Origin of the sequence: Methylobacterium sp. 190mf, assembly GCF_900107945.1 — a bacterium.
GTDB lineage: Bacteria > Pseudomonadota > Alphaproteobacteria > Rhizobiales > Beijerinckiaceae > Methylobacterium.
In genome coordinates, this window is record NZ_FNVI01000016.1 from 105,223 (window position 1) to 126,192 (window position 20,970).

The 20,970-nt window shown below is 67.5% G+C and carries 19 protein-coding genes; 10 read left to right on the top strand and 9 right to left on the bottom strand.

The window, feature by feature from the left end:
- Positions 1-13: 13 nt before the first annotated feature.
- The 6 genes from C4T42_RS19490 to C4T42_RS19515 form a co-directional block, all read right to left on the bottom strand.
- The gene (locus C4T42_RS19490) at positions 14-946 is read right to left on the bottom strand and encodes an ABC transporter permease (RefSeq protein WP_210202150.1); all 933 of its coding nucleotides are present in this window, start codon (positions 944-946) and stop codon (positions 14-16) included.
- Between the two features lie 4 nt (positions 947-950).
- A complete protein-coding gene (locus C4T42_RS19495) occupies positions 951-2,366 on the bottom strand; it encodes an ABC transporter substrate-binding protein (RefSeq protein ID WP_210202151.1) in 1,416 nt (471 codons plus the stop codon).
- A gap of 704 nt (positions 2,367-3,070) precedes the next feature.
- Entirely contained in the window at positions 3,071-3,571 is a 501-nt protein-coding gene (locus C4T42_RS19500) for a cytochrome c (RefSeq protein WP_244603231.1), read from the bottom strand.
- 28 nt (positions 3,572-3,599) lie between these two features.
- The gene (gene soxC, locus C4T42_RS19505; RefSeq protein ID WP_103985661.1) at positions 3,600-4,844 is read right to left on the bottom strand and encodes a sulfite dehydrogenase; all 1,245 of its coding nucleotides are present in this window, start codon (positions 4,842-4,844) and stop codon (positions 3,600-3,602) included.
- A gap of 44 nt (positions 4,845-4,888) precedes the next feature.
- The gene (locus tag C4T42_RS19510) at positions 4,889-6,253 is read right to left on the bottom strand and encodes an LLM class flavin-dependent oxidoreductase (RefSeq protein ID WP_103985662.1); all 1,365 of its coding nucleotides are present in this window, start codon (positions 6,251-6,253) and stop codon (positions 4,889-4,891) included.
- A 10-nt stretch (positions 6,254-6,263) separates the two neighbouring features.
- On the bottom strand, positions 6,264-7,484 hold the full coding sequence (locus C4T42_RS19515) for a monooxygenase (RefSeq protein WP_103985663.1): 1,221 nt from the start codon (positions 7,482-7,484) through the stop codon (positions 6,264-6,266).
- Between the two features lie 409 nt (positions 7,485-7,893).
- Between C4T42_RS19515 and C4T42_RS19520 the strand changes: the two genes are divergently transcribed.
- Genes C4T42_RS19520 through C4T42_RS19530 form a run of 3 tightly spaced genes read left to right on the top strand, consistent with a single transcriptional unit; the run spans position 7,894 to position 11,292 of the window.
- Positions 7,894-8,883, top strand: a complete 990-nt coding sequence (locus C4T42_RS19520; protein ID WP_103985664.1) for an ABC transporter substrate-binding protein — start codon at positions 7,894-7,896, stop codon at positions 8,881-8,883.
- 4 nt (positions 8,884-8,887) lie between these two features.
- Complete coding sequence (locus C4T42_RS19525) at positions 8,888-9,940, top strand: LLM class flavin-dependent oxidoreductase (RefSeq protein WP_103985665.1); 1,053 nt, start codon at positions 8,888-8,890, stop codon at positions 9,938-9,940.
- A 14-nt stretch (positions 9,941-9,954) separates the two neighbouring features.
- Positions 9,955-11,292: an LLM class flavin-dependent oxidoreductase gene (locus C4T42_RS19530; RefSeq protein WP_103985666.1), complete on the top strand. Its 1,338-nt coding sequence runs from the start codon at positions 9,955-9,957 to the stop codon at positions 11,290-11,292.
- Between the two features lie 39 nt (positions 11,293-11,331).
- Here C4T42_RS19530 and C4T42_RS32865 read toward each other — a convergent pair whose 3' ends face one another.
- Positions 11,332-11,565 carry a DUF6691 family protein gene (locus tag C4T42_RS32865; protein WP_348529872.1) on the bottom strand — a complete coding sequence of 78 codons (234 nt, stop codon included), beginning with the start codon at positions 11,563-11,565 and terminating at the stop codon, positions 11,332-11,334.
- A gap of 572 nt (positions 11,566-12,137) precedes the next feature.
- Here C4T42_RS32865 and C4T42_RS19540 point away from each other — a divergent pair.
- Positions 12,138-12,836 (top strand): glyoxalase superfamily protein, encoded by a 699-nt coding sequence (locus tag C4T42_RS19540; RefSeq protein ID WP_103985668.1) that lies wholly within the window; start codon positions 12,138-12,140, stop codon positions 12,834-12,836.
- Positions 12,837-13,125: 289 nt separating this feature from the next.
- Here the strand turns inward: C4T42_RS19540 and C4T42_RS19545 are convergent, their stop codons facing one another.
- The gene (locus tag C4T42_RS19545) at positions 13,126-13,833 is read right to left on the bottom strand and encodes a TetR/AcrR family transcriptional regulator (RefSeq protein WP_103985669.1); all 708 of its coding nucleotides are present in this window, start codon (positions 13,831-13,833) and stop codon (positions 13,126-13,128) included.
- Positions 13,834-14,217: 384 nt separating this feature from the next.
- Here C4T42_RS19545 and C4T42_RS19550 point away from each other — a divergent pair, with 384 nt between their 5' ends.
- The 5 genes from C4T42_RS19550 (at position 14,218) to C4T42_RS19570 (ending at position 18,515) form a co-directional block, all read left to right on the top strand.
- Complete coding sequence (locus tag C4T42_RS19550; RefSeq protein ID WP_053621185.1) at positions 14,218-14,421, top strand: hypothetical protein; 204 nt, start codon at positions 14,218-14,220, stop codon at positions 14,419-14,421.
- A 41-nt stretch (positions 14,422-14,462) separates the two neighbouring features.
- Positions 14,463-15,323 (top strand): 3-hydroxyacyl-CoA dehydrogenase family protein, encoded by an 861-nt coding sequence (locus C4T42_RS19555; protein WP_103985670.1) that lies wholly within the window; start codon positions 14,463-14,465, stop codon positions 15,321-15,323.
- 184 nt (positions 15,324-15,507) lie between these two features.
- Positions 15,508-16,545 carry an SDR family oxidoreductase gene (locus C4T42_RS19560; RefSeq protein ID WP_103985671.1) on the top strand — a complete coding sequence of 346 codons (1,038 nt, stop codon included), beginning with the start codon at positions 15,508-15,510 and terminating at the stop codon, positions 16,543-16,545.
- Positions 16,546-16,624: 79 nt separating this feature from the next.
- Positions 16,625-17,563, top strand: coding sequence for a 3-hydroxyacyl-CoA dehydrogenase (locus C4T42_RS19565; protein WP_103985672.1), 939 nt, complete (start codon positions 16,625-16,627; stop codon positions 17,561-17,563).
- Between the two features lie 139 nt (positions 17,564-17,702).
- On the top strand, positions 17,703-18,515 hold the full coding sequence (locus C4T42_RS19570) for an alpha/beta hydrolase (RefSeq protein WP_053621143.1): 813 nt from the start codon (positions 17,703-17,705) through the stop codon (positions 18,513-18,515).
- A 338-nt stretch (positions 18,516-18,853) separates the two neighbouring features.
- Here C4T42_RS19570 and C4T42_RS19575 read toward each other — a convergent pair whose 3' ends face one another.
- Positions 18,854-19,819, bottom strand: coding sequence for an NmrA/HSCARG family protein (locus tag C4T42_RS19575; RefSeq protein WP_244603232.1), 966 nt, complete (start codon positions 19,817-19,819; stop codon positions 18,854-18,856).
- A gap of 100 nt (positions 19,820-19,919) precedes the next feature.
- Between C4T42_RS19575 and C4T42_RS19580 the strand changes: the two genes are divergently transcribed.
- Positions 19,920-20,279 carry a helix-turn-helix domain-containing protein gene (locus tag C4T42_RS19580; RefSeq protein ID WP_103985674.1) on the top strand — a complete coding sequence of 120 codons (360 nt, stop codon included), beginning with the start codon at positions 19,920-19,922 and terminating at the stop codon, positions 20,277-20,279.
- Positions 20,280-20,970: the final 691 nt, after the last annotated feature.

Genomic DNA, 20,970 nt, shown 5'->3' on the forward strand with positions numbered 1-20,970 from the left:
TGGGGGGAGGCTGTCATGCGGCCCTGAGCCTCGGATCGATGAGGAGGTAGAGGATGTCGAGGAGCGTGGAGGCGGCGACGTGAATGAGTGCGGCGAGCAGCACCACCGCCAGCACCACCGGCACATCGTGGGTCAGGACCGCCCCGAGCGTCACCGTGCCGAGCCCCGGCCGGCCGAACACCTTCTCGGTGATGACGGCGCCACCGAGGAGACCGCCGATCAGCCACCCGCCGAGTGTCACCGCCGGGAGCAGCGCGTGACGCAGGACGTGGCGGGTCCGGATCGCGGTCTCGCTTACGCCGCGGGCCCGGACGGTCGTGACGAATGGCTGATCGAGGGTCTTCTCCATCGCCTCGCGCAGGACCTGGGCCAGGAGCCCGGCGGTCGGCAGAGCGAGGGCGATCGCCGGCAGCACGAGGGCGTTCCAGCTCTTGGCGCCCGCCACCGGGAACCAGCGCAGGGAGAACGAGAACGCCATCAACAGGAGGATGCCGAGCCAGAAGACGGGCGTGGAGGCGGCGACGAGCTCCAGGCTCGAAGCGAGGCCGCGGGCGAGGCGCCCCCGGCCGGCCGTCGCGAGGGCGAGCCCACCGGCGAGCAGGACGGCGAGGAGACCCGCCGCGAGAGCAAGTTCGACGGTCGGCCCCAGCTGGGAGCCGACGACCTCGATGACCGGCCGGCGCAGCACGTAGGAGGTGCCGAAATCGCCATGGGCGATGCGGAGCAGGAAGTCGGCGTATTGGGCCGGCAGGCTCCGGTCCAGGCCCCACTCGGCGGCGATCGCCTCGCGCAGCCCGGGGAAATCGACGTCGCCCGCGAGGATGTCCTCGATCCGGCCCGGCAGGGCGTGAAGCGCGACGAAGGTCGCGGTCACGCTTGCCCAGGCGACCAAGAGGCTCGTGGCCAGACGGCTCAGGATACGGACCGTGATCCAGCGCACCGCCATCGGCTTATTCCCCGGAAAGCCAGACGTCGTAGCCGTTCGCGGGCGAGTCGAGGCCGGCCTCGAAGCCGAGGCCCTCGACGCCCTTTCGGGCCGCCAGAAACCAACTCGGCGCGAATAGCGGGACGATGTACGCCTTCTCGATGCCGAGCGCCTGGATCCGGTCGGTGAGCGCGCGCTTGCGCACGGGATCCGTGGCGGCGAGCGCCTCGTCGACCAATCCGGTGATCTCCAGGTCGGGGTTCGGGATGTTGGTGTAGAGGAAGCCCTTCGAGCCGAGCATGTCCCAGAGTTCGCGGGCGGCATCGGAGGGATTGTCGGTATTCGGGTAGATCGCCCAGGTCCCGGTGGCGTTGTTCTTGGCGTATTCGCCCGCCGTGATGATGCGCAGGTTGAGGTCGAGGCCGATGTTCTTGCGCACCGCGGCTTGGATGCCCTGGATCAGCACCTCGCGATTGTCGCGCACGTAGGGCTGCGGATAGCCGACCTCGATCGTCAGGCGCTTGCCGTCCCGGGTGCGGAACCCGGCTGGATCCCGGCCAGTCCAGCCGGCCTCGTCGAGAAGCCGGTTGGCGCCAGCGACGTCCCGGCCCCAGCCGCCGACCAGGGCCCGGTTGAAGGCCGGGTTGTCCGGGCCGATGATCGACCACGCCCGCGGGACTGTGCCCAGATAGACCTGGCGCACGATCGGCTCGGGGTCGAACCCGTCGCGGAGGGCGCGCCGCACGCGGACGTCGTCGGCGGGCGCGCGGGTGTAGTTGACGTTGAGGGTGAAGGCCGTGCCGGCGCCCAGCGGCCCCTTGAGCAGGGTGAAGTCCGGCTGATCGGCGAACAGCGGAGCATCCGTCGGCTGCACGCCCTCGATGACGTCGAGCTGGCCCGAAGAGAGGGCGCCCGCCCGTACCGCCGCCTCCGGCAGGAAGCGGATCGTGAAACCATCGAGATAGGCCGGGCCGGAATGGGCAGCGTAGCCGGGCGGCCACGCATAGGCCGTGTTGCGGGTGAACCGAGCCGATTGGCCCCGCACGTAGTCCGCGAACACGAAGGGGCCGGTACCGGCAAGTGCCGGGCCGCCGCCGCAGAGATCGCCCTTGGCGAGAGCCTTCGGCGAGATGATCCCAAGCTTCACGTTGGAGACGGATTCCAGGAAACTCGAATCCGGCCGGGCGAGGATCAGTCTCACTACGTTCGGGGCGACGACCTCGGCCCGCGCGTAGCGGTCGAGTAGAGAGGCCGCGTTTGCGGCGTTCTCCGGCTTCTTTACGAAGTCGAAGTTGGCCTTCACCGCCTCAGCATCGAGCGGCGTGCCGTCGTGGAAGATGACGCCGTCGCGAAGCGTGAAGGTGTAGGTCAGGCCGTCCGGCGTGATCGACCACTCCGTGGCGAGCCAGGGGGCGAAGCTCCCGTCCGCGCGCTTGGCCACCAGGGAGTCGATGTAGTTCCGGGCGACGAAGAACGCCGCCTGCTGGGATGACCGATGCGGATCGAAGCAACTCGGCTCGGTCGCGACGCCCCACGTGATCGTGCCACCGGACTTAGGGGCCGGACCGGACGGCGCCGCGCAAGCTGGCCCCGCAAGCCAAACAGCGCAGGCGGTGAGTGCCGCGGCGCGGGGAACTATCTTTTGCATCAGATTTCACCAAGACAATCTCATCCGCACCAGATCAGTACACTGGCGCGACATCGTTTTTTGAACGCAATTGAAATCACGGATTGGATGCCGGGATCAGTGCATCGATTATCGGCAGATGTGTAAAACGCAACGCTGGCACGTGGCAACGTGCAGCGCCCCGTTTTTATTGGTCCGATGGAATTTTGTATTCTATTGCGCGCTATATCTTCGGTTCTTGGATATAACTTCTACGATGATCGCCGGCGAAGCATATTTCTTTTGGCCGGTTCGGCGGATCTTCGGCGCATGTGGCGACAAGGCGGATCGCCGGGCACCGTACCGACTCGACGGTCGTGTCTCGAAGCCGTGGTGCCTCCGGGGCTGGCTACGACCGCACAGGCCGCCGAGAGCGCAGCGGGATCTGAGCAGGGTGTAAGATGCGGCGAACCTGACGGTCAGACGTCGTCATGACCTGCGTATCGCCCGAGGATCACGAGACCGTCGATCTGGTCCGGTCAGGGCCTCACATCCGGCCTGGGGTCCGGGACGAACCCGTCACGGTTCGGCATGCGGATGGCCGCCAAGGATCTCGCGTCGAGCACGGTCCCGTCCGGAACCAGCCCGTTCAGGTAAAGGACGTAGCCCGAGACCGCGTAGACATCGTCATCGCTAAGGGATTGCGGGGCATTCATCGGCATCGCGCGGCGAATATAATCGAACAGAGTCGGTGCGTAGGGCCAGAAGCTGCCGACGGTTTTGACCGGCCTCGTCGAGGCGAGCGTCCCCTGCCCACCGACGAGCCGTTCCCCGGTCCCGCCTTCGCCCCGAGCACCGTGGCAGGACGTGCACTGCGCTTCGAAGACATCGCGGCCGTGGGCGATGTTGCCGCTTCCCGGCGGAAGCTTCCTGCCGTCTCGGTCGACGTCGATGTCCCATGCGGAGATCTCCGCCTCCGTCGCCGGACGGCCGATCCCGTAGCGCTCAGCGGACAGGGCGCCGCCGGCGGAGCCGATCATGAGGGCGACGCCGACGAGACGGCCGAACCTACGCATAGCCATTGGCGACCTCGCCGTCCGCCGCGATGCGCCAGGGCACGACGGCGTTGTTGTGGTAGAAGGATTTGAGACCGCGCACCGCCGTCAGGTCCTCGAAGCTGGGCTGCACATAGCCGGTCTCGTCGGTCGCCCGGCTCGCGATGGTCGTCGGCGTCCCATCCCAGGTCCAAGGCAGGCGGAAGCGCGTCAGCGCCCGGGTCAGGACCGGCTCCTGCAGGGTCGCGTCCTGCCAGGTCCTTCCACTGTCGGTCGTGACCTGCACGCCGCGGATCTTGCCCCGCCCGCTCCAGGCGAGGCCAGTGATCTCGTGAAAGCCGGGGGTGATCCGCTGGGTGCCCGACGGCCGAGTCACGATCGACTTCGCCTCCATCACGAAGGTGAATTGCCGTGCCATACCGTCGGGCATGGAGTCGGTGTACTTGGCGGTCTCCTCCCGGGAATACGCCGGTTCCGACGTCACGTTGAGGCGGCGCAGCCACTTCACGCTCATGTTGCCCTCGAAGCCGGGCAGGAAGACGCGCAAGGGATATCCCTGCTGCGGGCGAAGCCGCTCGCCGTTCTGGCTGTAGACCAGCAGCGCGTCGTCGAGGCATTTCTCGATCGGGATGCTGCGGGTCATGGCGGCGGAATCCGCACCCTCGGCCACGACCCACTTCGCCTCTGGTTTCAAACCGGCCTCCCCTAGAACCGTGGCGAGGCGCACGCCGGTCCATTCGGCGCAGCTGACGAGGCCGACGAGGTCGGAAGCCGTCTTGCCCTTGATCGCCTCGAAGCCGGGATTGCCGGAGCATTCGAGGAAGTGGATGTGCGACTCCGACGGGAAGCGGCGGATATCTTCCATTGTCAGGATCAGCGGCGTCTCGACGAGACCGTGGATCATTAGCCGGTGCCGGGCAGGATCGATGTCGGGAATGCCGCCGTGGTGGCGTTCGTAGAACAGGCCGTTGGGCGTCAGGATACCGTCGAGATCCTGCAGCGGAGTGCGACTGGAGGCGGAGATGTATTGCTTCAGACCCTTCGGGACGTTGCGGATGACGCTTGCTTCGAACCGCGAGGGTGTGCCGTAGGTCTGGCTGCCGACATCGGCGCCGGGGGCCTTCATGCTCTCCGGGATACGGGGCGGGATGGCTTCCTCTGCCCGGGCGCCGTGTCCTGCCACCATCCCGACGGCGGCGGCGACGCCGCCTCGAAGGAAGCGCCGGCGGGCCGGTACGGTCGTGTCGTCGTCGGTCATGGCTATGTGATCCGAAGTCGAGCGTATCTCCAGCCTGGTCATAGTTATGAAGCGCTCCGCACGGACGCGTCGTGCCGCGCGTAGAACCGGTCGGTGGGACGCGGGAGGCCGAGATGCTCGCGCAGGGTCGCTCCCTCGTACTCATTCCGAAACAGGCCTCGGCGCCGCAATTCCGGGAGCACGAGGGAGACGAAATCATCGAGCCCGCCAGGCAAGGTCGGCGGCATGATGTTGAAGCCGTCCGCGCCATGGGCCTCGAAGCGCTCCTGAAGAGCGTCGGCGATCTGAGCCGGCGTACCAACGATCGTCCAGTGTCCCCGGGCGCTGGCGGCACGCAGGTAGAGTTCACGAATCGTTAGTCCTTCACGCCGGGCGAGGCGCAGAAATAGGTCCTGGCGGCTCTTGCCGCCGTTGGTCTCGGGCAACTCCGGCACGGGGGCGTCGTCCGGGTAGGCCGACAGGTCGGCGCCGGTAAGTTGCTCGAGGAGCGAGCGGCCGACCACCGGGTGGATCAACTCCTGCAGCGAGGCGAACTTGTCCTGCGCCTCCGTCTCGGTCCGACCGACCACCGGGAAGGCGCCCGGCATGATCTTGAGGTGATCCGGATCGCGGCCATGATCGGCCATTCGGCCCTTTACGTCGGCGTAGAAGGCGACCGCATCCTCCAGGGTCTGCTGCGCGGTGAAGATCACCTCGGCGGTGCGCGCGGCGAGCGCCTTGCCGGCCTCGGACGAGCCCGCCTGCACGACCACCGGGTGCCCCTGCGGCGGGCGGGGGACGTTAAGCGGCCCTCGCACCGAAAAATGCTCGCCCTCGTGGGCCAGCAGGTGCAGCTTGTCGGGGTCGAAGAAGCGCCCCCCCTCGCGATCACGGACGAAGGCGTCATCTTCGTAGGAGTCCCAGAGGCCGCGCACGACGTCCACGAACTCCTCCGCCCGGGCGTAGCGATTGGCGTGGGCGAGGTGGCTTTCGCGGCTGAAGTTCCAGGCTTCCCGCGGGTCGGCGGAGGTGACGAGGTTCCAACCCGCCCGGCCGCCGCTCAGGTGGTCGAGGGAGGCGAACTTGCGCGCGACGTGAAACGGCTCGTTGTAGGTGGTCGAGGCGGTGGCCACGAGGCCGATCCGATCCGTCACCGCCGAGAGGTGGGAAAGAAGGGTTAGCGGCTCGAACTGGCCGACGTAGCGGATCGCTGTCCGGCTCAGGGCGTCGAGATCGTCGCCCCGGATGCTGACGCCGTCCGCGAGGAAGATCAGGTCGAACTTCGCTGCCTCGGCCGTGCGGGCAAGGCGCCGGTAATGGGCGGCGTTGATCCCGGCATCGGCTTCGGAGGTGGGATGCCGCCACGCGGCGACGTGGTGCCCACCGGGGTACAGGAAGGCGCCTAGGCGCATACGTTCGGTTCGTGTCATGCCCGCAACCTCACGCCGAACCGACGCGGTACTGCCGGGGCGGAGCCTCGCCAGAGATCGCGAAGGCGCCGATGCTGCGGTCCCGGTAGATCCGCGGGTTGTGGGAGGCGATGGTACGGGCGTTGCGCCAATAACGGTCAAGCCCGGCGCTCACCTTCACAGCCGAGGCACCCAGCGCGTCGAACAGGCTCGTCGTCGCCGTCAAGATCAGGTCGGTGACCACGCTGACCGCCTGGTTGACCTCGACGTCGGCGAGCGTCGCCTGCCGCTCCACCTCCGGCGATCCGGCCCGTTGCGCGTCGTAGACCCTTTGGACCGCTTCGGCGGCCTTCAGCACCACGGCGCCGGCCGCGTAGGCGTTGGCCCGCACCCGCCCAACGACGGCCTGGATCTGCGGATCGTCGGCCGTGCGCCCGGCATTGCCGTGGCTGTAGACGCGGGTCCGCTCTGCCACCAGCCGCGCCACGTCGTCCGCTGCCGCCCGGCCGATGCCGGCGAGCGTCGCCAGATGCACCAGCTGGAAGAACGCCATGGCATAGGGGAAGCGGGCCGGGTCTGGCTTGATCAGGGCGGGGTCGAGGATCACACCGTCGAAGGTCGCGGTGCCGCTGGCGGTGAGCGCCTGTCCGAATCCATCCCAGTCATCCACGATGGCAACGCCCGGCGCGCGCGCCGGCACTGCTGCCGTCAACGCCCCGCCAGACTCGTCCTCGGCCGAAAGGTGGATGTAGTCCGCGAAGAGCGAGCCGGTGGTGTAGAACTTCCGCCCGTCGACCACGAGACTGCCGTCGCGCCGCCGCACCTTCGTGTCGAACGCGCCGACTTTGGCTGGACCGGTCTCCGAGACACCACTGCCGATCGTCTCGCCCGCGCCGATCCGCTTTATCCAGGCTGCGCGCCATTCTGGAGAGGAGGAGCACAGCGCGTCCTCAGTGAAGCCGAAATGCGCCCGCAGCGCGTTGGTGACGTTCGAATCCGCGGCCGACAATTCGATGAGCAGGGCGAAGAGTTCGGGCAGGCTGGCGCTGTGGCCGCCTTCCTCGGGGGCCAGCCGCAGGGTGGTGAAATTCGCTTCCCGCAGCCAGCCGATCTCGGCGTGCGGCAGGCCGCGGGTGCGGTCTCGCTCGACGGCGGTGGCGCGGATCTCGGAAAAAACAGGGCGGAATTTGTCCGCCAGGGTTTCGTAGCGCGCACTCGGCCCCGCACCCCAGCCCGCATCCGTCTGCGACATGGCTTCGACTTTCCGATTTCCGACACCGCCCCACGGGCGTTTGCCCGAGGAATCAGCGAGACTTCCCCCTATCTCAAGCCTGATTTTTCATTCGACTCGATATTTGGGACCCATGCATCGTCAGTCGCCTCGTAAGAGAAGCTTTATTTCTCGGCAGAAGCCATTACGGGAAGTACATTCTCTTTCAAACATTCTATAGATTATTCCAGAATTTCGCATGGCCGCAGTCGCGAAAAGAGATATCTGTTGCGTAAGTGGCTTTGCAGAGCGAAACGCTCCCCCATATGCCCGCCAAATCGAAAATACGTTTCATTGATCCGAAGCGACCTGTCGGCCTTCAATGGACGGGGTCGTGGCTACCAGGCCCCGGCGCCTGAGACCTCTCCTCCTTCCGCCTCACGAGCACTCGATGACCGACGACACGACGGGCCAGTTCGGCCCCTCCCGCCGCGCACTCCTGCGCGGCGGGCTCGGCGGGGCCACTGTCCTGGCGCTCGGCGCGCCGGCGGTGCTGGCCGGTCCCCGCGAGGTGAAGATCAGCATGCAGCGCTCCTCGGTGCTGTTCACCGTGCTGAAGGTGAAGGGCACGCTGACCGAGCGCCTCGCGCCGCTCGGCTTCACGCCGAGCTGGCACCTGTTCACCAGCGTGATCGAGCCGATGACGGCCGGCGCCGTCGACATCCACGCCGACGTCGCCGACGCGGTGCCGATCTTCACGCAATCGGCCAAGGCGCCGCTGACCTTCTACGCCCGCGAGCGCGGCGCGCCGGCCGCCGAGGCGATCATCGTGCCGGCGGACTCGCCGATCCGCACGATCGCGGACCTGAAGGGCCGCACGGTCGGCGTCTCCCGGGGCTCGGGCAGCCACTACGTGCTCGCCGCCGCCCTGAAGCGCGTGGGCCTGAGCTTTTCTGACATCAAGCCGGCCTACCTGCAGGCGCCGGAGGGCGCGGCCGCCTTCGAGCAGGGCAGCCTCGACGCGTGGTCGATCTGGGACCCGTTCCTCGCCTTCGCGCAGGCCAAGCGCCCGGTGCGGGTCGTCGCCGACGCCACCGGCCTGACGAGCTATCACCGCTACTACCTCGTCAACGACAGCTTCGTCGCCGCGCAGCCGGAGGTCGTCGCTGTCGTCTACCGGGCGCTGGTCGAGGCCGGCACCTGGATGCGGGCAAACCCGGAGGAGGCGGTGGCGCTGCTGGCCCCGATCTGGGGTGACTTGCCGCCCGCGGTGGTGGCCGCCGCCAACAGCCGCCGCACCTACGCGGTCGAACCGGTGGACCGCGCCCAGTTCGGCGAGCAGCAGGCCATCGCCGACGTGTTCTACGAGGCCAAGCTCATTCCCCGCCGGATCGCCGCCACCGACGTGCCGATCTGGCAGGCGCCGGCGGAGCGGGGCTGAGGCCATGGCCGGACCCACCCACGCGCCCCGCTTCGGCATCTGGGCGGCCGTTCACGGCTCCCGGGCCTCCCACCACGATCCCGACGAGCCGGACGACGCCAGCTGGGAGCGCAACCGCGCCCTGGTCCTGGAGGCGGAGGCCCTGGGCTTCGATTCCGTGCTGGTCGCCCAGCACACGATGAACCCCTACGACCCGACGCGCGACCAGCTCGAGGCCTGGACGGGGGCGGCGGCGCTCGCGGCGCTCACCCGCCGCATCGAGATCATCGCGGCGATCAAGCCCGGGCTCTACCATCCGGTGGTGCTCGCCAAGATGGCGCTCCAGATCGAGCATATCAGCGGCGGCCGCTTCGCCCTGAACCTCGTGAATGCCTGGAACAAGGCCGAGTTCGAGCGGGCCGGCCTGCCCTTCCCGGCCCACGACGACCGCTACGCCTACGGCCGCGAGTGGATCGGCCTCGTGGACCGGCTGATGCGCGGCGAGCGGGTCACGTTCGCGGGGGCGCATTTCCGGGTCGAGGATTACCAGCTCCGCCCCGCTGGCACGTTCCGGAAGCGGCCGACCATCTATCTCGGCGGCGAGTCGGAGCCCGCCCGGGCGCTGGCGGCCGACCACGCGGATGTCTGGTTCATCAACGGCCAGCCGCTGGAGGACGTCGCCGCCCTGATCGCCGACGTCGCCCGCCGGCCCGCCGCCAACGGCCCGATGCGCTACGGCCTCTCGGCCTTCGTGATCGCCCGGGAGACCGACGCGGAGGCGGAGGCCGAGCACGCGCGGCTCCTCGCCCTGGCGCAGCGCGACGCCGACCTGCGCGCCGGCACCCGCGCCCGGACCGACACGGCCAGCGTGATGTTCGCCAAGACCGACGCGGCCGCCGCCCGCCACGTCGGCACCAACGGCGGCACGGCCGCCGGGCTGGTGGGCAGCTACGCCACCGTGGCGGAGCGGATCCGGGCGTTCCACGCGGCCGGCATCGACCTGTTCATGCTGCAGTTCCAGCCGTTCGAGGCGGAGATGCGCCGCTTCGCCGAGCAGGTGCTGCCGCGCGTCCGCTGACCCGGAGATCCACGATGAGCAGACGCACGCTGCATCTCAACGTCAACCTGCTGCACTCGGGCGTCTACCCGTCCGCGTGGCGGCTGCCTGACAGCCGGCCTGACGCCTTCGTCGACATCGACCACTTCGTGCGCGTCGCCCGCGTCGCGGAGCGGGGCAAGCTCGACGCGATCTTCCTGGCCGACACGCCGGCGATCAACGACCGGATCGACTACCGTCCGTTCAATGCTCTCGAACCGACCATCGTCCTGGCCGCCGTGGCGGCAGCGACCAGCCATGTCGGCCTCGTGGCCACGGCCTCCACCACCTACAACGAGCCGTACAATCTGGCCCGCCGCTTCGCGAGCCTCGACCTCATCAGCCGTGGCCGGGCCGGCTGGAACGTGGTGACGACGGCGGACGCCGCCGCGGGCCGCAATTTCGGCTTCAGCGGCGCCTCGGAGCACGGTGCCCGCTACGCCAGGGCCCGGGAGTTCACCGATCTCGTCCACGCCCTGTGGGACAGCTGGGAAGACGATGCCTTCCTTGGCGACAAGGCGAGCGGCCGGTTCGTGGATCCGGCCAAGGTCCACGCCGTCGACCATCGGGGAGCGCACTACGCTGTCGCGGGGCCGCTCACCGTGCCGCGCAGCGCGCAGGGACGCCCCGTCACCTTCCAGGCGGGTGGCTCGGAGGACGGGCGGGAACTCGCCGCCGCCACCGCGGACGCGGTGTTCTCCCTGGCTCAGACGATCGAGGACGGCACCGCCTATGCCCGTGACCTGCGGGCTCGCGCCGCGCGATACGGACGCGCGCCGGACGCACTCGTCATCCTGCCAGGGCTCGCCACCGTGATCGGCTCCACCGAAGCCGAGGCGCGCCGCCGCCAGGACGCGCTCTGGGATCTCGTGCCAGTCGAGTACAGCCTGGCCCGGCTCGCCGGCACGCTGCGGATCGACCCGGCCCGGCTCGATCTAGACAAGCCGCTCCCAGACCCGCTGCCCCTGCCGCCCGACGCCAACCACACGATGTTCCTCGGCACTGTCGCCCTCGCGCGCCGGGATAAGCTGACCGTACGCCAGCTCCTGCGGGCACTAGGCGGCGGCGTCGGCCACCGCATCGTGGTCGGCACGCCGGAGACCATCGCGGACGACATCGAGGCGTGGTTCCGCGCCGGCGCGGCGGACGGCTTCAATCTGATGCCGGACGTGCTGCCGGAGGGCCTCGAGACCTTCGTGGACGCGGTCGTGCCGATCCTGCAGCGCCGCGGCCTGTACCGGTACGACTATTCCGGAGCGACCCTGCGGGATCACCTGGGCCTGGCTCGGCCCGCGAGCCGCCACGCCGTGACCGGGCACTCACTCTCAGCGTGATCGGGCTTGTTCCGGCCTGACCGCGACCATCATCCGGCCTCAACGCGCGTGGAGTTCCTGCGTAGCCATGCCGAGGAGCATCGCCGCCACAGAGACGAGGAAGGGGGCAGCGCCGGTCGAGAGGGCGGCTACGGCCGGGCCGGCGCAGAAGCCCGAGAGGCCCCAGCCGATCCGAAGCCGCTTCCAGGTGAATGATGGCCGGGTGCTATCCGCCGCGGCGATGGCAGGCCACTGCATCGTCCTGCAACCTGAAGCCGTCTTACGGGACGCCATGGAGCGAGGGGCTCTCGTGCCTGTGCTCACAGACTATCGAGTCTCTGAGCGATCGATGTTCCTGATGTTCACGGCCGGCCGCCCTCAGCCCCCCAAGCTGCAAGCTCTCGTCAATGAGGTTATCAAAGCATTTCCCTCACCGACGACACGTCTAAGCTTTGATAAGGCCCAGCATGGCCGGTGCGGCCAAGCTCGTTCGTTGGAGATCCGTCCGTTCTGCCGGTGTACCTGCTCTGAAGCGGACCAGCTGCTTCCGGCCAGCTCCAGCCGTGTGAGCGGGCGCCCTCGAATAGCTGGGTTGGGTGGTTTCCCGCCTGTCCGGTTTTGTGCAGCAACCCAATGGGAGCGGACGTCGCTACACCCAGCAGCTCGCGACTAGACCACTCCAGCCACGCTCCGCTTGACAGCGGCTCCAGCCGACGTTTTTCTGGCTGCGGTCAGTGCAGCCTGCCGCTCGCGCCGCAAGGTCTGGTGAATGCACTCATGCGCTCGAACAGGTCTGACCTTCTGGGCGGTCCCGTCGGCAATGCGAGCCCCGATATTCGCGATCGCCCGGTTCAAGGATCGGACGCATGCATACCCCCCGTGACCCGAAGGCGATGGCGAAGAACCTCCGCCAGGCGCTTGCCGAACGGCGTATCGAGATAACCCACAGTGACAGCTTGGAATGCGTGGCACGCCAGTTCGGTTGGCGTGACTGGAACACGCTCGCGGCCCAGCTCGACCGTCCGCCTCTGCGGTTACCAGAGGGGTGGAACATCGGTGGCTCGCGCAGCGACGACTACGAGATGGGGTTCGATCCCAAGGAGAGCTGCGCGCTCATCCGCTACAGCGTCGCTTATGCGGAGCCGATACCGGGCCACCGTGGATCCGGCTTTGGGACGCTGATGCAGAATTTTCGGGCGGATGCCTACCTCGGCAAGCGCCTTCAGCTCCAAGCCGAGCTTAAGGCAGAAGCGGTGACGGGGGCAGCCACGATTTGGCTTCGAGTCGACGGCGACAAGACCCGAGCCCTCGCCTTCGACAACATGGAGGGGCGCGCAAGCGAAGGCCCGCTTACCGGCACCGTCGATTGGCAGGGGAGGTCCATCGTTCTCGATGTCCCGTCCGACGCTCGGTCGATCCACTTCGGGTTTTATCTTCGAGGCGGCGGAAGCGTCTGGGCTCGGCGGTTCCGCTTCGCGGAAGTGGATGCATCCGTGGACGTGACCGATGATCTCACGCCACGAAGGGTCGCCCCGATGAACCTCGATTTCGCGGTCGTGGCGTAGAACTCGCGCTGTCGGCTTGGCGGATGCAGCGCCAAGCCGATCCGGCCGCGCTGAGGGCCTGTCTCGGGAAGCGCTCATGACAGCCAGGACGACTGGCATGGGTGGATCTGCGACGGTCTGCTTTCGGGCGCAGAATTTGTGAAGCGGACGCTTGGCGGCCGTCCAAAGCTGACCGTGACTTCAGCCGTTCGGTCTACAGTTGACAGTCCTCATCAACAGTCGCTGCTCACTGGCGGTCTATGCGGAGTAGGCGATACGGCTCAAGCGAACCGCGTGCAGTTCGACGGGCTTACATCGGCACCGAATGGTCTGCCCCCGGACCTGCGGCGTCGTATAGGCGCGTCGCGCAGCCGGCGTAGAACAGGTTCAAGGCTGTGTTGACGACGCGCTCCACCTCTTCGCGAGCCGGCCGCGCCCTTACGCCCAGGCTGAGGTCGCGCACGTAGGGGCTGACCACCATGCAGGCCAGCATGTCTGCGGCCAGCCCCGGGTCATCGACCCTCAGCCGGCCGAGTTCGTTCTGCCGACCGATCCAGGCGGCCAGGGGCTCGATGACGTAGGCGTTCAGGGCGTGCTTGTAGACTTGCGCCATGTTCGGGAACTGACGCGCCTCTCCGATAGCAAGCCTATGGGCGGTCACCCCGTCCTCGGAGGTCGAGAGCAGGCAGAACTCTATCAGGCAGCGCGCTATCTCCGGCCGGGCCAAGTCGGCGCCACCCGACCTGAAGATCGGGCTGAAGAGTTCCTGACAGGCGTCCGAGATGACCTCGTACATGAGCGCCTCCTTGGAGGCGGCGTACTGGTAGACAGTCTTCTTCGAGATGCCCGCGCTCGCTGCGATGGAAGCTACGGTCGCACCGGCAAAACCCTGACTCAGGAATTCTGCGCGGGCCGCGGCGACGAGCCGGGCATAGGTCCGGTCGTTCCTGTCCGCGCGGGCAACGGCAACGCTGACGTTCGGACCGGACATCAAATCGCTCACCTGCAGGTCCTTCACCGGCCTCTCTGCCTCACCCAAATCACCACCTCGTGAAACCGTTTGGTTTCCAGACACACGCTTCCGAGTGGGCTGCGGGCAGACCCGCGCGACCAGAACCGTTCCTGTCAAGCGACAGCCAGCCAAGTATATAGGTGGCTAGCTCGCGACCATCAATTTCTGGCGCCACGGCGGGGGTTCACGCCAAAAGGATTTCATGCCGACCGCGCTTGCCATTCCGCGTTAGGAAACCATATGGTTTCCATCATCACCGGCGGCGGAGCTGCCCGAATCCGGGCACCGACGTCTTCGCATCGCCCCACGAAAGGTCCCTCGACAATGCCGACCGCCACCAAACTCGCGTCCGCACATCTTTTCGGGGCGGCGGCCTTGGTCGCCGCCCACATGACCCTGATCCCCGCGGCAGCCTTGGCCGGCGATGACGACCCGCATCGCGAGACGATGCAGGAGAGGCAGGCTTGCACGCCTGACGTGCTGCGTCTCTGCCGCGCCCTCGTCCCGAACCGGAAGGCGATCACGGACTGCCTCGTCGCGAACGTCGAGCGCCTGAGCCCCGCCTGCCACGAGGTCATGGCCCATCGCCCGTAAGCCACCCCGAGCGCGCGTCCCACCTTTGAACGAGACATGCCATGAGTTCCTTCGTCCTGCCCGACACTTCACGCCCGACCGCCGTGATCGGCAGCGGCACCCTGGGACAGCGCATCGCCCTCATGCTGGCGAGCGCGGGCAGTGAGGTCCGCCTGTACGACCCGAAGGCTGAGCAGGCCGAGGCTGGCCGCCTGTACGTCGAGCGTGAGCTCGGGAACGTCGTCGGCGCGCGCCAAGGCGCGACGGCTGGCCGTGTCAGGGTCGCGGCTTCGCTCGAAGACGCGTTGGCCGATGTCTGGATGGCCGTCGAGGCGGTGCCCGAGCGACTCGACCTGAAGACGAAGCTGTTCGGCGACCTCGACCGGCTCGCGCCCGCCGACGCGGTGCTGGCCAGCAACTCGTCGTCCTACCCGTCCAGCCAGTTCATTGGGGAAGTCACGCGGCCGGAGCGGGTGGTCAACACGCACTACTACATGCCGCCCGAGCAGGCCGCCGTGGAGATCATGTCCTGCGGCCGGACCGACGACTCCGTGATCGCGCTGCTGATGAAGCGGCTGCCCGCCTACGGGCTCGTGCCGTTCCACGTCCGCTCCGAGAGCGTCGGCTTCATTTTCAACCGGATCTGGGCGGCGGTGAAGCGTGAGGCGCTCGCCGTCGTCGCCGAGGGTGCCTCGACCCCCGAGGACGTCGACCGCATCGCGCATGTCCTCACCGGCGCGCCCGGCGGGCCGTTCCGGATGATGGACAAGGTCGGCCTCGACGTCGTGCTCGACATCGAAGAGCACTACGCCGCGACCCGACCGGGGATCCCTGCCGGACCACGCGAGCTGCTCAAGACTTACGTCGGGCAGGGCCGCCTCGGGGTTAAGTCCGGCCGGGGCTTCTACGACGATTACCGCTGAACGCGGACCGCCTTCGGAGCCCTGACAGGCCGCCGCACAAGACGCTGGATCCTGGGTTTCGCCTCTCTCCAGGAATCCAGCCAGCAGGCCGCGTGGAAACCAAGCTCGATCACCCGCGCGGCCTGCGCCTGAAATCGAAGCGAGGACGGCTGGCCGAGCCACCCACCGGAACCGAGAGCCTGGCATGACAATCAAGCGTTCCACCCGCCAACCACCCGTGGTCATCGTGACGGGGGCGCCGTCCGGCCTTGGCAAGGCGACTGCCTTGCTGTTTGCCCGCCATGGCTGGTCGGTTGGCCTGATCGCGCGCGGCATCAACGGCCTTCGCGCGACCCATGATGAAATCCGGCGGCACGGCGGCCGCGCGGCCATCGGCGTCGCGGACGTCGGCGACCGGGATGCCCTGGAACGCGCGGCGGCCTCGGTCGAGGCTGAACTGGGCGAGATGGATGTCTGGGTCAACGTCGCGGGCTCTGGCACCTACGCCTTCTTCGACGAGGGCAGCGCTGAAGACTTCGACCGCGTCCTCCTCACCAATCTCACGGGCAGCGTCAACGGCACGCGGATCGCGTTGCGGCGCATGGTGCCGCGCGACCGGGGCACGGTGGTGCAGGTCGGATCGGCCATCGCCTACCGCGGCATCCCCCTGCAGTCGGCCTACGCCACGACGAAATGGGGGCTGCGCGGCCTGCACGAGTCTGTCAGGGCCGAACTGGCCCATAAGGGGTCGGCCGTGGTGCTGAGCCTGGTGAGCCCGCCGGGCATGGACACGCCCTTCTTCTCGCATGCCCAGTCCGAGCTCCGGGGCGCGGTGCCTCACGTCCCGAGCGGGGCCTACGCGCCGGACGACACGGCGGAAGCCATCCTGCTCGCCGCGACCAGCCGTCGGCGCGAATGGAACGTCGGCGCCGCCAGCGTGGCGCTGCTGCTGGCAGACCACTTCCTACCCAAGACGCCGATGGACTGGATCGTGGGCAAGCTCGGCGTCACGGGGCAGCGCACCACCAGTCCGAAAGCCGTCGCCGCGCGCGATCCGACGCTCCACGCCCCGAGCGAGCATAGGTCCGGCACCCGAGGCGTGTTCGGGGACGAGGCCATAGCCACGAGCCTCGTGTGGCAGGCGACGAAGCGACCCGCACTGACGGTGGCGGTGTTCCTGGCCGCGGCCGTCGGCGTCAGCGCCCTCGTCGCACGCCGTCAATCTCCCCCGAGAATTCACTGAACTCCCAGCGCCCTGCGACCCGCGCGGCGGACGCTACGAAGCGCCGGACCAATCCACGCAATCTTTCTCGGAACTCGCCATGACCGCCGAACGCACTGCTCCCGATACGGCGCCATCCTCCGACGGAGACCGCCTGTACGCCCTGCAGGCTTTCCCGCAGCGCCTACTCGTGATGAACGCCGACGGCTCGGACGTGCGGACGCTGGTGGACAACCTCGGCGGGACCCCGGACGGCATCACCGCCGACTTGGAGCGCGGTCATCTCTACTGGACGAACATGGGGGCGAAGTTCGGCGAGAACGACGGCTTCATCGAGCGTTGCGACCTGGATGGGGGCAACCGCACGGTCATCGTCCCGAAAGGCGGGACGTTCACTCCGAAGCAGATCGAGTACGACCCCGTCACGGACCGCCTGTACTGGTGCGACCGGGAGGGCATGCGCGTGATGCGGGCCCGCCGGGACGGAAGCGAGGTCACCGTGCTCGTCCAGACCGGGGCCGGCGACAGGCAGCGCCGGGACCAGCGCCGTCACTGCGTCGGCATCGCCGTCGATCCGTACAACCGCTACCTCTACTGGACCCAGAAGGGGCCGAACAACGGCGGCGTCGGGTGCATCATGCGCACCTCCCTCGACCTCGGACCGCGGGATGATCCGGCGGAGCGCGCCGACGTCGAGGTGCTGCTCGATAGGCTGCCCGAGCCCATCGACCTGATGTTCGATGACCGGACCGACACGCTCTACTGGACGGACCGTGGCAAGGGCCCACGAGGCAACACCTTGAACGCCGCACGGGTCGAGGCGCAGGGGCTGACCGAGCACCGCATCCTGATGAAGGGGCTGTGGGAGGGCATCGGGGTTTGCGCGAACGCGCGCCGCGACACGCTGTGGGTCACTGACCTTTTCCTGGGACACGTCCGCAGGTTCGATCTTGCGAATGGCGAGGCGCGCACGATCCGCCGCGGATGGCCGCTGACCGGCATCGTCTGCACTCCCGCCATCACCTTTGGAGGCCGGTGAACTCATGGCGAGCCTAGCCGCACGTCTACTTGCAACAGCAATCCGTCTGTCGGGACAGCGCAAAGCGCTTGCGAGCGCGTCTATCGCTCCCGAAGACGTCATTGCCTCCAGAGCCCCCACCGCTCGTCCGACGGTTTCGATGCGCCGGCGTCTGCAGGTCGGCTGGGACACGACAGAGGGTTGCGAGGTCTACCGGATCGCGCCGCGCAATCGGACGTCGGCGGGACAGGTCCTCTATCTCCACGGTGGGGCATACGTTCATGACATCACCGCCCCTCACTGGCGGTTTATCACCCGAATGGCCGAGGCGACCGGGCTGACCTTCACCGTGCCCCTCTATCCCCTTGCACCGGTCCACACCTGCGCCGATGCCAGTCGGGCCGTGACCGCGGTCTATCGGCGCCTGCTCGACAAGCATCCCGGATCGCCGGTGGCAGTGATGGGCGATTCCGCTGGCGGTGGGCTCAGCCTGTCGCTCGCGATGCAGCTCCGTGACGCTGGCTTGCCGCCCCCGCGTTGCTTGGTCCTACTCTCGCCCTGGCTCGACGTGACGATGTGCGACCCGCCGCAGGCCTCCATCGAGCGCTCGGACGTCATGCTGATGCGCCCAGGCCTTGAGGCGGCCGGGCGCTGGTACGCCGGGGCTTGGTCTCCCCGGGATGCGCGCGTCAGCCCCCTCTTCGGTAATCTTGCCGGGCTGCCGCCTATCCTGATGTTCTGCGGGTCGCACGACATCCTGGTCGCGGATGCGCGCCGGCTTGCCGAACGAGTCGTTCATGAGGGCCCAGGCCGAGGCCTTCATGGGCGGCTCGACCTCGCCTACCACGAGGAGCCCGGCCTCATGCACGTCTACGCGATCCTGCCGCTGCCCGAGGCGCGCCGAGCCCAGGCGAAGATCGCGACGTTCCTGCGCGAGCGCATGGCCAAGCCATCCGCCGGTACCGCCATCTAGTGCTCAGCGCGTCCGCTTTAAGGCAATGAACGACGCGGCCTCTACGACCGCGTTGGGTCGGTAGGAGGCCGTCCGCTTTTTCGGTCGCACTGCTCCGAAGCGGACCGACAGCTTTCGGCCATTTCCTGCCCGTCCGCTTCCGGCTTGCAGATGCGTCGAAGCAGCCAAAGCTCCGTGGACAGCGCGCGACCCAAAGCAAACCCGGCAAGGCCTGTTTTCTGCCGCTCGGCACAGCTGGTCTACAGCCTGACCGTTGGTTCGCCGTTCAACCGTTGCCGGAGCGCCGCATCTTGGCGTGCTCCAGCTTCCCGGCGTGATCTTGGACCGTCCGAGGGCCTCTAACGGAGGGACACCACTGACTCCTCCGCTCGGAGTGCTCGCTCCAACAACGGCTTGCCTGGGCCAGAAATCCACTCGTCAAAGCTTGTCAGCGCGCCGAACTCCTGCCGCAGCGCGCCGACGTCGGCGTTGCCCGCAAGACGTCCGTCATCGACTAGGGACGCTAGTCGGCCGAGGAACGCGTCCCCTTCGAGGACGACGTCGGGAAAGCGCAGGTAACTGATTGCCTGACCTGCCGCGTTGCTCAGCCTCTCGCCAAGTTTTGCGCCCGTCATTTCGTCGCCGGCGATCTCGAGGGTTCGTCCGGCGAAGCGGTCCGGCGCGGCAAATACGGCCGCGACGATCGTCCCGATGTCCTGCACGGCGATGATCTGCGCGGCTTGGTCCGGCCGAAGGAAGAAGCTGAAGTATCCTTGGTCGAGCCCCATGCCCGGGAGCATGAGCAGTTCCATGAAGGCTGCGGGCCGGATGATCGTGCTGCGCAGGTCGAGGCTACGAATATACTCCTCGATCTCGAACTTGCTGTCGAAATGACCCATTCCGGTGGGACCTCTGCCGACCGCGTTGACCGACGTGTAGACGAGGTGCCGGACCCCTGCGGCCAGGGCGGCGTCAGCGATGTCCTTGCCCCAGCGGATCTCCTGCTCGTCGGTGACACCGTGGGCAGGGCCTTGGCCTGAGCTTGGCTGCACACTGAAGACGCCGTGGACACCCGCCATTGCCGCCCGGATCGAAATGGGGTCGTCGAGGTCCCCTCGGACTACGTCCACGCCCCCTAAGGAAAGCCCCCGGGCCTTCTCGCCACCTGGGTTGCGCACGAGTGCCCTGACCGGCCAGCCGGATGCACGAAGGGCGTCTGCGACGGCGCCGCCCTGCTGCCCAGTGGCCCCGAGCACGAGCACGGTCTTCTTCTCGTCCGTTCGGTCGTTGGTTGTCGGTCGGATCTCGGGTGACGTGAACGGCACGGCGGCCTCCTGTGTCTGAGGAGGCGACATCGGTATAGTAATTATACCTGTATGCAATTAGGTACCATGAGGCGACCTGGTAGCCTGGAGTATCCCGCTGATGGCGGCATCGTCCCCCGACGACCTTGAACTGAACCGCGTGATTTTAGAGCACATCACGAGCAAATGGACGTTGCTGGTGCTGGCCAGCCTCTGCGACGGCCCCATGCGATTCAACGCGCTGCGCCGGGCGCAGAAGGGCATCACTCAGAAGGCGCTCACGCAGTGCCTTCGCAGGCTAGAGGCGAATGGGTTCATCAAGCGGTCCATCGTCAGCACAGCTCCGGTCGCCGTCACCTACGAGATCTCGCCGCTGGGGCGGTCGTTGGAACCCCATCTCCAAGCTATCCTGTCGTGGGCGGCGGAACACGGAGATGAGGTCAGGGCGGCGCAACAGGCATTCTCCGCTGCCAGCGTGTGAAGCCGCGGCTGGGTCTGGTCTCACGACCTTTTTGCCAAGCGCCACGACCGGCAAAGGAACGCCCACTCCCGGCCGCCATTCCAACTGCTACGCCCTACCCTGACCTGAAGATGCGGGCCGGATAAAGACCGTCCATTTTGGAGAAACGCGGACAGCCTTCCTGACAGCTAAGTTGGGTCGCAAGCCGTAGGACCGCTTGGGGTGGATTTCCGCCGTTCCGGTTTCTGGAGCGGATCCGACGGAAGCGGACGCTTGGCCATTGGCTGGAACCGGCCGAAAGCAGCCAGCTTTAAGAGATTGCTCGGGAAGCTGACGCGCCCCTATCGACAGAACCTCGACACCCGAATTGTGGCCGGCGTCTGTGGCCTTCGGTCGTTGGATGTCACGAAAGTGGCCGCATTAGACGCACGCGGTAGTACAGGTGGCAGGCGAAATTTAAACATCCACAAACAGATGCTCTCAATCGTGAAGGTCCATCGACTTCTGCGACTGGTCGCCCTCTGTCAGGGACGTCGAGGGACGTCCATCAGGCCAAGTCGGATCGCCAGCACCAAGACCACAGAGCCGCTGACCGCGTCACGGCCATCGATGCAGTAGCGATCCGCAACGCCAGGCACCTCCTCGACGCGGTGGCCGGCCGAGCGCAGGGCTGCGACGGCCTTGGTAATGCGCTCAGCTATCATGGTGGTGT